14 protein-coding genes are annotated in these 13894 nt (G+C 60.1%); 4 read left to right on the top strand and 10 right to left on the bottom strand.

Annotation, left to right across the window (positions count from 1 at the left end):
- Positions 1 to 418 precede the first annotated feature (418 nt).
- Together queD and IVB05_RS07565 are read left to right on the top strand one after the other, a co-directional pair.
- Entirely contained in the window at positions 419 to 781 is a 363-nt protein-coding gene (gene queD / locus IVB05_RS07570; protein WP_247520569.1) for a 6-carboxytetrahydropterin synthase QueD, read from the top strand.
- 726 nt (positions 782 to 1507) lie between these two features.
- Positions 1508 to 2143, top strand: coding sequence for a 3'-5' exonuclease (locus IVB05_RS07565; RefSeq protein ID WP_247783755.1), 636 nt, complete (start codon positions 1508 to 1510; stop codon positions 2141 to 2143).
- A 42-nt stretch (positions 2144 to 2185) separates the two neighbouring features.
- On the opposite strand, the gene IVB05_RS07560 is transcribed toward IVB05_RS07565, so the two are convergent.
- On the bottom strand, positions 2186 to 2356 hold the full coding sequence (locus IVB05_RS07560) for a hypothetical protein (RefSeq protein WP_247783754.1): 171 nt from the start codon (positions 2354 to 2356) through the stop codon (positions 2186 to 2188).
- Between the two features lie 522 nt (positions 2357 to 2878).
- Here IVB05_RS07560 and IVB05_RS07555 point away from each other — a divergent pair.
- Both IVB05_RS07555 and IVB05_RS07550 read left to right on the top strand, forming a co-directional pair.
- Positions 2879 to 3892: a recombinase zinc beta ribbon domain-containing protein gene (locus IVB05_RS07555; RefSeq protein WP_247783753.1), complete on the top strand. Its 1014-nt coding sequence runs from the start codon at positions 2879 to 2881 to the stop codon at positions 3890 to 3892.
- Between the two features lie 1121 nt (positions 3893 to 5013).
- On the top strand, positions 5014 to 5277 hold the full coding sequence (locus IVB05_RS07550) for a hypothetical protein (RefSeq protein ID WP_247783752.1): 264 nt from the start codon (positions 5014 to 5016) through the stop codon (positions 5275 to 5277).
- A gap of 65 nt (positions 5278 to 5342) precedes the next feature.
- On the opposite strand, the gene IVB05_RS07545 is transcribed toward IVB05_RS07550, so the two are convergent.
- The 9 genes from IVB05_RS07545 to ccoN form a co-directional block, all read right to left on the bottom strand.
- A complete protein-coding gene (locus IVB05_RS07545) occupies positions 5343 to 5573 on the bottom strand; it encodes a hypothetical protein (protein ID WP_247783751.1) in 231 nt (76 codons plus the stop codon).
- Between the two features lie 355 nt (positions 5574 to 5928).
- Entirely contained in the window at positions 5929 to 6093 is a 165-nt protein-coding gene (gene ccoS / locus IVB05_RS07540; protein ID WP_247783750.1) for a cbb3-type cytochrome oxidase assembly protein CcoS, read from the bottom strand.
- Positions 6093 to 8285 (bottom strand): heavy metal translocating P-type ATPase, encoded by a 2193-nt coding sequence (locus tag IVB05_RS07535; protein WP_247783749.1) that lies wholly within the window; start codon positions 8283 to 8285, stop codon positions 6093 to 6095. The genes ccoS and IVB05_RS07535 overlap by 1 nt, the downstream gene beginning before the upstream one ends.
- Positions 8286 to 8297: 12 nt before the next feature.
- Positions 8298 to 8795 carry a FixH family protein gene (locus IVB05_RS07530; RefSeq protein WP_256473219.1) on the bottom strand — a complete coding sequence of 166 codons (498 nt, stop codon included), beginning with the start codon at positions 8793 to 8795 and terminating at the stop codon, positions 8298 to 8300.
- A 17-nt stretch (positions 8796 to 8812) separates the two neighbouring features.
- Positions 8813 to 10276, bottom strand: coding sequence for a cytochrome c oxidase accessory protein CcoG (ccoG, locus tag IVB05_RS07525; protein ID WP_247783748.1), 1464 nt, complete (start codon positions 10274 to 10276; stop codon positions 8813 to 8815).
- Positions 10277 to 10371: 95 nt separating this feature from the next.
- Positions 10372 to 11244 carry a cytochrome-c oxidase, cbb3-type subunit III gene (ccoP, locus tag IVB05_RS07520; protein WP_247783747.1) on the bottom strand — a complete coding sequence of 291 codons (873 nt, stop codon included), beginning with the start codon at positions 11242 to 11244 and terminating at the stop codon, positions 10372 to 10374.
- Between the two features lie 6 nt (positions 11245 to 11250).
- Positions 11251 to 11415: a cbb3-type cytochrome c oxidase subunit 3 gene (locus IVB05_RS07515; RefSeq protein ID WP_247512611.1), complete on the bottom strand. Its 165-nt coding sequence runs from the start codon at positions 11413 to 11415 to the stop codon at positions 11251 to 11253.
- Between the two features lie 27 nt (positions 11416 to 11442).
- Positions 11443 to 12177: a cytochrome-c oxidase, cbb3-type subunit II gene (ccoO, locus tag IVB05_RS07510; RefSeq protein WP_247783746.1), complete on the bottom strand. Its 735-nt coding sequence runs from the start codon at positions 12175 to 12177 to the stop codon at positions 11443 to 11445.
- An 11-nt stretch (positions 12178 to 12188) separates the two neighbouring features.
- Positions 12189 to 13838, bottom strand: coding sequence for a cytochrome-c oxidase, cbb3-type subunit I (ccoN, locus tag IVB05_RS07505; RefSeq protein ID WP_247520383.1), 1650 nt, complete (start codon positions 13836 to 13838; stop codon positions 12189 to 12191).
- Positions 13839 to 13894 lie beyond the last annotated feature (56 nt).

Below are 13894 nucleotides of genomic sequence, written 5' to 3'. Positions count from 1 at the left end.
CGGCACCCTAGGGCCTCAAGTTGGCTTCTGCATCTACCGGATCTTGTAGTAGACGCTCCATCATCTGCATGGCACAGGCAATGAACGTGCCCAGAACCACTGTTGCGGTTCGGCGACGATCTCGTGCAAGCGCTCCATGATCTCAGGTTCCTCATCGCGATCGAGACGAACGGCAGCCTGCCGGTCCCGGCCGGCGTGGTGACTGGATTTGCGTCAGCAAATCGCGCCGCGTGGCCATCACTCGCGGACACGAACTCAAAATTCGTGTAGCCGCAGCCGGAAGCTCTGCCGGACCGGTTCGATGAGAGGGGGCTCGGACAATTTGACGCCGTCGACCACATGCGGCACGCCGTCGCGTAATGTCTGCTCATTGGAAATGGCGACTCAGCGTGCAATCCCACAAACATCCCGGCATCAGATGAAGATATCCCAGGTATTTAAGTTCGAGGCAGCGCACCGACTTCCAAATGTCCCGCAGACACATCGCTGTCATCGGATGCACGGTCATTCCTATCGGGTCGAGGTCGTGCTGAACGGGCCCGTCGATCCGCACACCGGGTTCGTAATGGATTTCTTCAACATGGAAGAAGCGTTCGGTCTTCTTCTAAAGAACCTCGATCACCGTTGCCTGAACGAAGTCCCGGGACTGGAAAATCCGACGGCGGAAAATATCGCCATCTGGATCTGGAAGCACGCGAAACCGCGCCTTGCGCAACTCTCGAGCGTGAGGGTGTACGAGACGACCGATTGTTGGGCGGAATATGACGGGCCCGATGGCTGAATTCAGCGCTCATTTGGGACTGTGTCGATGCGGCACGCCTGTCCTTCTTCGGCTCCGAAGCCGACTTGCTCGATCTGCACTTCGGCTCCTCGTCGGCCGGGTCCGCGGGCAGATTCCCGTGCTCGCGGAAGGCCCGTGGATCTCGCGGGAGGTCAGAGGACCGCGCCCGGCTTGGCCATGAGGACCCCCTAGCACGTGACCGCATTCGGCCAGACGATCCGGAATCCCGCGTTGTGCTAACCGCCGGAACTGTCTGGGGGGATTCGTTGGAGCGAATTCGATGCTGATTGTACCGGAGAGAGGACCCTCGATCCCGGACGCTCGCGGCTGGGCGATCTCGGTGCTGCAGCAGGTCGGCGCTAGCCGCGAATGCGAGGAGCACGGGTGGATGCGAGCGTGCCATAGAGATCGCCATCAATATCCGCCGTTCGACACTTCGGCGGGCGAAGCCTCTAGTGAAGTTGGCAAGGTGCTGGACTCGAGCGTCCCCGCTGGCTGGTCGCGGATGCCGTTTCGCCCGACTGGTTATTTCCACCCAGCCGATAGCTGCGGACGTAAACCGGCGAATAGCTGTCCACAGGCACCGATGCCTCGCCCGAGCGCATCCGGTAGAGTGCAGTCAGGTGCACACGGAGCGCGGTTTCATCTGTTGACCAAGAAAATGACCGATCCCGTAACCCTGGCCGAAATGGCGGCCGCGACGGCTCTCACCGGGATTACGACGAGATGGTCAATGGCCACAACCTTGACCCGAATCACGTTGCCGCCTTCGCGGCAGATGCCGTTGTCGTCATCATTGCGCACAATGCCGCTTTCGATCGCACGTTCATGGAGCGTTACTGTCCGTCGTTTGAGCATCAAGCTTGGGCGTGTTCGGTCAGTGAGATTGAATGGCGCAGTCATGGCTTCGAAGGCTCACGGCTGCCGTATCTGCTGATGAAGGCGGGCCTGTTTCATGAGGCTCATCGCGCTGTCGATGACTGCCTCGCGCTCCTCGAGATCCAACCCTTGCAGCTCCCCGATCACAATCGGACCGTTCTTTCCGCACTGCTGGAACGTGCGCGGCGCAAAACCACTGGGATCTGGGCCGAAGATTCGCCGTTCGAGCCGAAGGATGAACTCAAGACGCGTGGATATCGCTGGAGTGACGGTATCGATGGACGGCCAAAGTCTTGGTACATCGATATCGACGAAAGCGATCGAGACGCGGATATCGTGTTCTTGCAAAGGACGATCTATCAGCGCGAAGTGGAGCTCCGCATTCAGAGCCTGACAGCTTTCAACCGCTTTTCGTCAGGATCTAGAAGGAGACGGGTGCTGCTCGATCCGGAAAATCTACACGAAATCCGCAACAGGCATTAAGACGATTGTAGACGCCAGACCAAACGCCGGGGTCGAGCCGATTCATGCTTCCTGCGCCGTTTCCCGCGACGACGTGATGTATGTGCCTACATGCATGATGATCAGGACCTTTACGCGAGAAGCGGCCTTTGGCGGACGACCGAGTTTGACGGGAATCTGGGTCGAGAGGCCCTCATCATAGGCACGTTCGGCTTCGGTAGGTTCCCATTCCACGCCAGGCTCGTCGAGCGCCTGACGCGCCACGCCGGCCAAGCCATCTGGCGTCAGCCGCGAGGGACTGCACGGCCATAGGGCGTAGCCGAGCCGTACGAGACGGCCCTTCCCCAGAAGGGTACGAAGCGCGGCAAGACCTGATCTTCGCCGAGCTCGTGAACTCACGCGATAGGAAGACAGCCTCATCCTTCTTCCGCTCGATCTTCTGTTCGATCTTTTCAAGCGAGGTCTGATGCTTTGGCATCGCGGTCTCCGTTCCCGCAAAACATGGACGCATAAACCCGACAACATTCAACAAAATCGGAAAAAACATAATTTACACCACTCCGACGCACCGGGGCGGCTATGTTAACGCCTCGACGGAGCCGGGATTCCCGTTGCGGGCTGGCTGATTCCTCGTGGAAAACGGCGAACCGTATCTGCCCAACCCGATCTTGGCCGAGACGGCAGACTCGGCGTGCTCTTCCCACCACAGGCCAGCGGGTCGCGTATCTCGCCAGGGCTGGTGAGGCGCCACGGGGCATGATCGACGGTGTCTCGCCAGCCGACATGGAGGAATCCGTGAGGGTCCAGACGCCGGACGGGACCTGGGCGCCGCAATCCAGAAAGCGCCACAACATAGTCAAAAAGCCAGAGCTGCGGATCGTTCCGCAAGTGCTCTGGAATCGAGCGCAGGAGGTTCGTAGCGCGCGCAAGCCGCGGCGTCGCGCCGTGATCCCGCGCAACAATGAGCACCCGCTTGCCGGTGTGCTCCGGTGCGGCGTCTGCAATGGCCACATGCGAATCGCTCAATCCTCGCGTAACGCTGCACCGCGCGCGGCATGCGCGAGCGCGCATCAGCGGGGCACCTGCGAGCACACCCGTAGCTTCGACATGGACGTTCTGCTCGAGGATGCCTCCGACAAAATCAAACTGAAATTGCTTTCGCCGAAAGCCATTGAAGAGGCGATGTGCGCCTGGAAGGAGGAGCGCAAAAACGATCGGAACAAGGGCAGCGAACACGCTAAGCTAGAGCGTCGACGCCGCGTATTGACTACCGAGATCGAACGCCTGTCATATGCCATCGCAAATAGCCGTCGGAAGCCGGACGAGTTGCTGAAGCGGATCGATGAGTGCGACCTGGAGCGGGAAAGCGTTGAAGAGCGCTTGCGGCTGCTGGGCGGTGGCGGCGAAAATGTCATTGGCTTCGATCACCCGAAATTCAGTGACCGATACCGTTCGGAGATTAGAAGGCTGGTGACCGCGCTGAAGACCAATCCGAAGGCGATCGAAACTCGCGTCGCGTTCCGCAGCTTGATTGAATGCATAGTAGTGCATCCGGTTCGCACGGATGCCCTACCAATATACGCCCTACCTGAACAGCTCCGCGTTTTACGGCAAGAACCTTTTCCCCGAAAACCGCAGCAAGGAGCGAGAAATCAGCACGTTTGCCTACTACGACAATGGCAAGTCAGGGAATCCGGTCGCGATGTACTGACGGACATTCCGACGAACCCCGTTCTCGTCGTGGCCCCGGACATGTCGAAAGGGGTGTGAATCGCTGCCCAGATTTCGGGGATTTCTTGCCCGATAGCCATCTTCGTCCCTACTGGTCGTATTCAGCACGCAGACGCCTGCGGAGGAACACACGAAAGTCGAATGCGCCAATGTAAAGATTCACTCGGAGATCGCGAAAGCTGGTCGCGCGAGAGATTGCGAGCGCGTGCGTGCACTTATGAAGGCACATATGGAGGAAGCTTCGGAATACGTGAAGCGTTTAGACGGCCGTCTCGATGGCCGACTGATCCTCGACTCGGAAATGGCGCCGCGCCCGCGGGCTCTGTCGTGACGAGATGGTAGCGACAGAATACCTACAGTTTTTTCGCGCAGGCTTCCGGGAGGACGACTACGCTCAGTGCGATCGATTGGAATTTGCTATGGGTCCGCGCGGGTCAGAGGCTCGTGCTTGAGGCGATCCGTCGACATCGCCGGCAATTCGCATCGCTCCTGCCTGTTGCGATTTCTGCAGAAGACCTTGTTATCGCAACGATCCCATCACATTGTCGAGAGAAGGCTCTTCGGCCAACCTGCAAAAACACCGGTTGAAAAAGCGTTTTAGATCGGTCTTCTCAAACGGCTTCTCTCCCTAAGTCCTTGAAAGGCTTGCTGGGCTCACCAGGGCTCGAACCTGGGACCCGCTGATTAGGGGTCCACAAAATCAACAGTTGGCCGCCAGGCGGAAACGAGGCGGAAGTGCCGGCCAAGCTTATGAGCTTCCCCTTCCCAGCGGCGACTACGCCCAACGCATTCCTTTAGTACGATATGCTACGTTTTTGCGCGATCTCGCTACTGTCGCGGTTTCAGGCATCGGCGGCAATCTGCATGATGCATTGGTACCATACGACTGGAAGCCGATTTCGGCAGCTCAAGCTTAGATGGGTTGCGATGCCACGTTTTGCCGTAATTCCTGCTGGTTCTTGGCTACGTCGTATGCCAGCCGCAGTCGCAGCGGGCTATTGCGGAGAGCCGACTGTCGAAGCCTTTCTCAAACGAGTCGGGACGGAGTATCCTCGACCACGTGTGAAGGAAGAGAGGAGTCAGCTGTGGTTGAGAGACGATCTGGACCGAGCTATTGCCCCGGACATGGTGCCGGGCGACCTCGCCGAGGATTTGTGACGTTGGAGCGCCCGCTTCCACGCTTTGTGGAGGTGCGTCGGCTTGCCCGCGGTTCGGTCGCGTTCTATTTCCGGATCCCGACCTATTACCGCAAGCTCGCTGCGAGATGGCGAATGAGCCACTTGGGACGAGAAGCTGCATGCGGCGATGACGGAAAAGACGGACGCGCCGCCACACTCAATGCCTTGTTCGATGAATGGAACGACCAGCGCAGAGGAGAGCCGGGCGAGCAGGGAAAGATTGCGCGCTATGGCACAATCGATTGACTGTTCCGGCAATACAAGACGGAGAAGGCCTATACCGAGAAAGTCTCTCCCAGGTCACGGCCTGACTACGAGCGGATCATGCAGATGATCTGCGATACCGTCGGTAAGAGCGGACGGCGGATCGGCGAACGGCAGATCAGGAAGTCACGCCACGGGCCGCTGACAAAATCTATGACAAGATCATCAACGGGCCGAACGGACTCAGGCTGCGGCAGGGCGAGAAAGTGGTCGGCCTCTGTCGCAAGGTCTGGCGCATCATTCGTCGGCTGCACCCGGAGCTGTTCGACAAGCAACACCCGAACCCCTGGGACGACTTCACCCTCAAGAGCCGCACCAAGACCACGTGGAGAATTTACAGCGTAAGCCATTCAGTTAATTGATCTATTTTGTCTCCGGTCGACCCTATAAGTTGAACCGACTGAGGAAATCAGCGCGACCAAGCTTCCGCACCTTGGATTTTCTAGGGTCATACATGACCCGATTGGAAGGGAAAAATCACCCGGATGCGTTCTCAGTGCACACATAGTGCACACGACGGCCCGAGTGCACACGTCCTCACCTTAGATTGCGCCGGCGAGGATATTCGTGACGTCGCCGCTGATGCTACCGCAACGGCCTCGATCGGACTCTATATTGGGCTCACGACGACGTTCAAGGAGCCGGCTTGTCCTGAACAGAGTCGTCATCGGCAATCGCTCGCCACCCCGCTCCTTCAAGATCGTTGTATTGGCCGTTCCTGAGCGACCAGAGAAACCCCACCAGGCCGAGCAGGCCGAGCACCAGCGCCAGCGGAACGAGGAATACCAGGACTTCCATCAGCTCAACTCCCTGACACCACGATGCGCGCGAAGGGCGTTCAAGATCACCAGCAGCGACGAGCCCGACATGGCAGCAGCGGCCACCAGCGGCGTCGCCAAACCAGCAATTGCCAAGGGCACAGCCAGCAGATTGTAGACAGCGGCCAACCATAGATTCTGTCGCATTAGCCGCAGCGCTTTCCGCGAGAAGCCGATGGCAGCCACCACGGGTGTCAGGCGGTCGCCGAGAAAGACCAGATCGGCGGTCGCCTGGCTCAAATGGGTGGCGGTCGCCGGCGACATCGAAACATGCGCGGCCGCCAGCGCAGGCGCGTCGTTCATGCCGTCACCGACCATCATGACCTTGACGCCATGTCGCTTCAGCTCATCGATCCGCGCAATTTTGTCGGCAGGGGTTACGCCTGCCCGCCATTCGTGAATTCCGAGCGACTGCGCGGCGTGACGTACCGCTGGCTTGCGATCGCCGGACAGTATCTCGACTCCGATGCCACATTGTTGAAGTGCGGCGACAGCTCTGGCTGCATCTGGACGCAGCCGCTGCCGTACCGCAAAGACGTGGCACGTTTCGCCATGACGGAAGGCAACGACCGACGCTTCGGGATCCCTGCACAAGATATCATTGGCCAGATAATCCGCGCCGCAGAATGACGGCCTGCCCAATCTGACTTCAAGTCCGTCGACGAATCCATGCACACCCTGACCGGTAATCTCTTCGACCCCAGCCAGCGGCGTTTTTGCTTTGGCCGCGCGGGCTACCGCGGACGCGACCGGGTGATGGCTGGCAAGCGCAAGCCGGCCGGCCAGTTCGAACATTTTGGCCGGAATGCTCGCAGCGTTGGCGACATCAAGTTCGGGCAAGGTCAGTGTCCCCGTCTTGTCGAACACGGCCCTGTCGACGTCGGCCAGCCGCTCGATGGCATCGCCGGAATTGAGCAGCACGCCGTTCCGGAACATGGCGCCCGATACGACGGTTTGCACCGCCGGTATGGCGAGGCCGAGCGCGCATGGGCAGGTAATGATCAGAACCGCGATCGCCATGACGATGGCATCATGCCAGGACGCGCCGAACGCGACCCAACCCAGCATGGTCAGAAGGGCTGCGGCGTGGACCACGGGCGCATAGAGCCGGGCCGCGCGATCCGCCAATTGCACATAACGGGTGCGCGCCTGCACCGCGTTGTCGAGCAACCGGCCGATTTCGGACAGCAGCGTGCCTTCAGACGCCGCCGACACCCGCACGCGCAATGCACCGGAGAGATTGAGCGTTCCCGCATAGACGGCGGTCCCCGGTCCCGCCTTCACCGGCAGGGTCTCGCCGGTGATCAGGCTTTGATCGATCTTGGACCGGCCCTCGATCACGGAGCCGTCGACGGCCGACCGTTCACCGGGCCGCAGCAACACGATATCGCCGGCCTGCACCGCGGCGATCGGCACTTCGGATATCTCGTCAACGCCAACGAACTTCGTTGCCGTCTCGCCCCTGAGGGCGGCCAGGTTTCCCGCGACGGCGCGAGTCCGCCGGCGCATGCTCTGATCGAGATAGCGGCCGGCCACCAGAAAGGTGATCAGCATCAGCGCCGCATCGAAATAAGCGTGTTCAGCGTGGTGAATGGTTTCGACCACCGACATCGCGAGCGCCAGCACGATGCCGATGCTGATGGGAACGTCCATGTTGGTGCTGCGCGCCCGCAGTGCGCGGAACGCAGACCTGAAGAACGGCTGTCCCGAATAGGCTGCCGCGGGCAAAGCAATCAAGGCAGACAGCCAGTGGAAAAAATCACGCTGCTCCGGGATCATGTCGGTGACGTTGCCGGACCATACCGGCACCGACAGCATCATCACGTTCATCGCGCCAAACGCCGCAACGCCGAGGCAGCGCAACAGGAAGCTCGCCTGCTCAGTCTCGAGCGCTTCGGCACGGACCGGCTCGAACGGATAGGCCTTGTAACCTAGTTCGGCCAACCGGTCGATGAAGCGGGTTGGATCGTGCGCCCCTTGCTTCCATTCCAGCGCCACTCGACGGTCAGTCAAATTGACACGAGCCAGCGTGACATCCGGAAGCGCGGAAAGGGCGCGTTCGATCTTGGACATGCAGCCGGCACAACTGACGCCTTCGACCGCAAGATCGATATGCGACACCCCGGAACCGAGGTCCCTGACATAATGTGAAAAGTCCCGCGCCGCCTGCATGATATGCCCTTCCTAGTTCAACAGCACACGGTTCTTCGACAGAAACAACCGTTGCCCGGCCGAAGCTCCTTCGAGCACGAGGTCCCATTGACCCGGCGCGATCGCGAGGGCGCTTCCCTGATAGATGCCGATCCCCACTTCGGCGAGGGGCACCGGCAAATCGGCGCGCCGGTCGGTCGGCCGCTCGAACCGGCCGTGAAACTTTAGGCCCGATATCGGCCGGCCGCTGCTGTCGCGCGCCTCGATCTGCAGCGTCGCGCCGCCCTGCCCGCTGCGCTCGACATGCGCATCGACCTTCCAGTTTCGCGCGTTCTGATCGCGGGCCGCCGTGATTTGCTTCTCATAGGCGAGGCTTGCGCTATAGGCGCTGTCGACCTCGGTCCCGGGCAGCGTCTGGATAGCAAACCGCATCATGACGAGGTTGACTCCGATCACGACGCCAAAGAACGCGATCAGCATTGCCAACACCTTGCGGCCGGTGATGGGTTTTGGCGCCTGCGATCCCGTCATGTGGTGGCTCCTGCCGCTTACGGCGTGACGAAATTATCGGTGGCGGATGCCACCTCGCCGAGGCCGATATCGGTGATGCGGAAATGCACCGGAACCGACTTCTCTGGATTGTTTGCGGCAGGCGCAGTCACCAGCACCCGCAGCTCGGTGGTCTGGTCGCGCCCCAGAATGATCATCGGCCGCTCCGGGGTGACGGAATCGACGCCGACGACATGGACCGTTGCGTTGACCGGACCGTCGATATCGATCGCGATGACCCGGTCGAAGCCCCGCTTGTTCAACAAGCGAACCGTATAGGCATTGCGGATCGACCCGTCGCTCAACTTCACCGCGACCGGATTGCGGTCGTGGAGTACATTGACATCGAGCAGCGTCCGCGTCAGTAGCGCATAGAGCATGAGCGCGCCGACGCAGGCGATCATGGCGAAGTAGACGACGGTGCGCGGCCGCACAATGCGGTAGATCGGCGGCTTGCCGGCCTGACGGCGGTGAATATTGATATCGTTGTCATACCCGATCAGACGGGTTTCCCGGCCGATCTTGGTCATTACGGTGTCGCAGGCATCGATGCACAGTCCGCACTGGATGCAATCGAGCTGCGCGCCGTCACGGATATCGATCCCGGTTGGGCACACGGCGACGCATTGGTAGCAATCGATGCAATCACCGACCGACTCGCCGAGGGCCCGCAACTCGTTCGCCTTCTTCAGCGACGTGCGCTTTTCACCATGATCGTATTTGTAGGTGACGTTGAGCGCCCATTCATCGGTGAGTGCCGCCTGAATACGGGGCCACGGACACATATAGACGCAGACCTGTTCGCGCATGAAGCCGGCGAGCAGATAGGTCGTTGCTGTCAGTATCGCAATCCAGATATAGGCCAGCATCGGCGCCTGGAACGTCACCAACTGCTTCACCAGTGTCGGCGCGTCGTTGAAATAGAGCACCCAGGCGCCGCCGGTCCACCACGCGATCATCAGCCAGATCGAATGCTTCAGAAGGAGCTCGGAAAAGCGCTGCAGCTTCATGGTGCCGCGCGCGGCATTCTTGCGCATGCGCTCGCGGCGATCGCCCTCGATCAGGCGTTCGACGGCATAGAACAGATCCGTCCACACGGTTTGCGGGCAGAGGTATCCGCACCAGATACGGCCGCCCAGCGAGTTCATCAGGAACAGCGTGATCGCGGCGACGATCAACAGGCCGGTGAAGTAGTAAACCTCCTGCGGCCACAGCTCGATGAAGAAGAAATAGAAACGGCTGTTCGGCAGGTCGACCAGCACCGCCTGGTCAGGCGCGCCGAGGCCGCGATTCCAGCGCACGAACGGCAGCAGATAGTAGACCCCGAGGCAGAACGCCATCAGGCCCCATTTGATCCGGCGGAAGGTCCCCGACACGCTCTGCGGATAGACCTTCTTCTGGGCCACATAGAGCGGCCCGTCGTCTTCAAGCTGCAGATCGATTGGATTCACGGGCTTGTTCATCGAGGTTGATCTCAGGTCCGGCGTGGACTTTAGGCACGCCCCCGCAACCGCGATTGATCCACCTCAAACAATGCGCAAGTTCCGGTGCCCGCCCGTTATTTGCCCCCGCCGAGCGAGTGGACATAGACGGCCAGCGCCTTGATCGTGGGAGGATCGAGACGACCGACCCAGGTCGGCATGACGCCGGCGCGACCATTGCTGATCGTTTCGATCAGCGTCGCCTCGTCCGAGCCGTAGAGCCAGATCTTGTCGGTCAGGTCGGGCGCTCCGAGTTCCTGATTGCCCTTGGCATTGTCGCCATGGCACGCCGCGCAATTATCCGCAAAGATTTTCGCACCGGCCGATTTGTTGTAGCCCGGGCTGGTCGATAGACCCGAGAGCGACCGGACGTAGTTGGCAACGGTGACGATCTGATCCTTCTTCAAAACGCCATCCTTGCCAAAGGCCAGCATGGCGTTTTCGTGGGCCTTTGGATGCCCGGAACGGACACCGAACTGGATCGTCTGCATGATCTGATCGAGCGAACCACCCCAAAGCCATTCGTCATCGTTCAGGTTGGGATATCCCTTGGCACCGGCGCCGCCGCTGCCGTGGCACGGCGCGCAGTTGTCGCCGAATACCGTCTTGCCGCGGGCGCGGGCCAGCGCCAGCAATGCCGGATCCTTCTCGATTTCCGCCAGCGGCGCCGCGCCGAGTGCGACCATCTTGTCGCCGCGAATTTTTTCGAGGTTTGCGAGCTCAACGGCAACGTCCGCGCGCGACGAGTAATTCAGCACGCCGGTGGTATGGCTCCACAGCAGCGGCCACGCCGGATACACGATCCAGTAGCCGATCGCCCACACGATGGTCAGGTAAAACGTGATCACCCACCAGCGCGGCAGCGGCGTGTTCAATTCCTTGATGCCGTCCCACTCGTGGCCGGTGGTCGTCTTGCCGGAGACTTGGTCGAAATCGCTGTGCTCAGTCATGATCCGTCACTCCTCCCGCAGCGGCATCTGCGCGGCTTCGTCGAACGCGGCCTTGCTCCGCGGCCAGTACGCGTAAGCTACGATCGCCAGGAAGATTCCCACGAAGATGGGCGTCCAGAACGTGGTGACGAAATCGGATGTAAAATTCTGGACTGTCAGGATGGCTTTCATCGTTCTGCTTGCTCGACGGAGATGTGCTCAGCGAAGATTGGCTTTTTTGTTGTAGAGCTTGAAATCGACCAGCGTGCCGAGCATCTGCAAGTACGCGACTAGCGCGTCCATCTCGGTGGGCATGCCCGGCTTGCCGTCGAAGTTTCTGGCAACCGCTTTGGGATAGCGTTTGGCGAAAGCGTCGACACCGGCGTTATCCGGGTCAGCCTGCGCCTTGAGATCGGCCACGGAGTTGGCAATCTGGTCGTCCGAATAGGGCACACCGACCGCGCGGCTGGTGCGAAGATGGCTGGCCATGCCAGAGACATCGACTTCCGTTTCCGACAGGAACGCATATCCCGGCATTACAGATTGCGGCACGATCGCGCGCGGATTGGTTAGGTGCGTGACATGCCATTCATCGGAATATTTGGCGCCGACGCGCGCCAGATCCGGACCGGTGCGCTTCGATCCCCACTGAAACGGGTGGTCATACATGCTCTCGGCCGCGAGCGAGTAATGGCCGTAGCGCTCGACTTCATCCCGCAATGGCCGGACCATCTGCGAGTGGCAGAGATAGCAGCCCTCGCGGACATAGACGTTGCGACCGGCGAGCTCGAGCGGCGTATACGGCCTGACGCCGTCGACGGCTTCGATGGTCGACTTGAGATAAAACATCGGCGTGATCTCGACGAGACCGCCGATGGCAATGACCGTGAGAATTCCGCCGATCAGGACGATCGAGTTCTTCTCGAATATCTGGTGTCTGCTCCAGAAAGACAACTAGTCGCTCCTCATTCCGCCGGCTGAAGAGCGACAGGCGATTGCGCTTCCGCTTCGCCGACACGCACCGTCATCCAGAGATTATAGGCCATGATCAACGCACCGATCAGGAATAGCGCGCCGCCCGCTGCGCGGATCGCATAGAAGGGATGCATCGCCTCGACGGACTCGATGAAGGAATATTCGAGGAAGCCGAGCGAAGTGTAGGCGCGCCACATCAGGCCCTGCAGGATCCCTGAAACCCACATCGCGGAGATGTAGAGCACGATGCCGATGGTCGCGATCCAGAAGTGCCAGTTGACGAGCTTGAGGCTGTAAAGGCCCTTACGATCCCACAACCAGGGGATCAGGCAGTACAGTGCGCCGAACGAGACGAAGCCGACCCAGCCGAGCGCGCCGGAATGAACGTGACCGACCGTCCAATCGGTGTAATGGCTGAGCGAATTCACCACCTTGATCGACATCAGCGGGCCTTCGAATGTGGCCATGCCGTAGAATGCGACCGACACCACGAGCATTCGGAGCACGGGGTCGGTGCGCAATTTGTCCCAGGCCCCTGACAGGGTCATGAGGCCGTTGATCATGCCGCCCCAGGACGGCATCCACAGCATGATGGAGAACGTCATGCCGAGCGTCTGCGCCCAGTCCGGCAACGCCGTATAGTGAAGATGATGCGGCCCGGCCCAGATGTAGAGGAAGATGATCGCCCAGAAGTGGATGATCGACAGCCGATAGGAATAGACCGGCCGCTCGGCGCGCTTCGGAATGAAATAGTACATGATGGCAAGGAAGCCGGCGGTCAGGAAGAAGCCCACCGCGTTATGGCCGTACCACCACTGGAACATGGCATCCTGCACGCCGCCCCAGGCAATGTAGGATTTCGAGCCCCAGACGGATACTGGCAGCGCGGGATTGTTGCCGAGATGCAGCACGGCGATGGTGACGATGAAGGCGAGATAGAACCAGTTCGCGACAAAGATATGCGGTTCCTTGCGCTTGATAATGGTCATCAGGAACACCAGCAGATAGGCCACCCAGACGATCGTCAGCCACAGATCGGCGTACCATTCCGGTTCGGCATATTCCTTGGATTGGGTGACGCCGAGCAAATAGCCGGTGCCCGCGATCAGGATGAAGAAGTTGTAGCCGATCACGACGAACCACGGCGCGAGATCGCCGGCGAGGCGCACGCGGCAGGTCTTCTGCACGACATAGAACGACGTTGCGATTAACACATTGCCGCCAAACGCAAAGATCACTGCCGATGTGTGAAGCGGACGCAGGCGGCCAAAGCTGGTCCATGGCAAGTCGAAATTGAGCGCAGGCCAGGCAAGCTGCGACGCGATCAGCAACCCGACCGCAAATCCAGCGATGCCCCAGAACATCGCCATCACAGCCGAAAATTTGACGGGACCCATATTGTAATTGGGCCGGCCATTGATTTCCCGGAGGGGGAGCGCCGCGGGCCGGTCATAATACCGGTTCACGATCGCAAAGACCGCCCACAAACTAGCCGCGCACGCCAGAGACGCGTGAAAGGCGAACGCCGTATCCAGCGCCTTGGCGGTGGCGAACAGGCATAGAAACGCCGACGCGGCAAAAACTATTGCGAGGCCGGCTTCGCCGTGCGTCATCGATTTTGCGGATTGAGACTGGTTCATGCGCGGGCTTCTCTTCTGCAAAGGTCAGTCCCGAATGATCACACCTGGGGCGTCAT

Origin of the sequence: Bradyrhizobium sp. 170 (assembly GCF_023101085.1) — a bacterium.
GTDB lineage: Bacteria > Pseudomonadota > Alphaproteobacteria > Rhizobiales > Xanthobacteraceae > Bradyrhizobium.
This window is presented reverse-complemented; position numbering and strand designations above follow the sequence as displayed.

Bases quoted from the DNA above. Each gene is read 5' to 3' on its own strand.
- IVB05_RS07555 (WP_247783753.1), top strand. From the start codon at position 2,879: ATGATCGACGGTGTCTCGCCAGCCGACATGGAGGAATCCGTGAGGGTC.
- ccoG (WP_247783748.1), bottom strand. From the start codon at position 10,276: ATGAACAAGCCCGTGAATCCAATCGATCTGCAGCTTGAAGACGACGGG.
- IVB05_RS07535 (WP_247783749.1), bottom strand. From the start codon at position 8,285: ATGCAGGCGGCGCGGGACTTTTCACATTATGTCAGGGACCTCGGTTCC.
- IVB05_RS07515 (WP_247512611.1), bottom strand. From the start codon at position 11,415: ATGAAAGCCATCCTGACAGTCCAGAATTTTACATCCGATTTCGTCACC.
- IVB05_RS07530 (WP_256473219.1), bottom strand. From the start codon at position 8,795: ATGACGGGATCGCAGGCGCCAAAACCCATCACCGGCCGCAAGGTGTTG.
- ccoS (WP_247783750.1), bottom strand. From the start codon at position 6,093: ATGGAAGTCCTGGTATTCCTCGTTCCGCTGGCGCTGGTGCTCGGCCTG.
- IVB05_RS07565 (WP_247783755.1), top strand. From the start codon at position 1,508: ATGGTCAATGGCCACAACCTTGACCCGAATCACGTTGCCGCCTTCGCG.
- ccoN (WP_247520383.1), bottom strand. From the start codon at position 13,838: ATGAACCAGTCTCAATCCGCAAAATCGATGACGCACGGCGAAGCCGGC.
- queD (WP_247520569.1), top strand. From the start codon at position 419: ATGAAGATATCCCAGGTATTTAAGTTCGAGGCAGCGCACCGACTTCCA.
- ccoP (WP_247783747.1), bottom strand. From the start codon at position 11,244: ATGACTGAGCACAGCGATTTCGACCAAGTCTCCGGCAAGACGACCACC.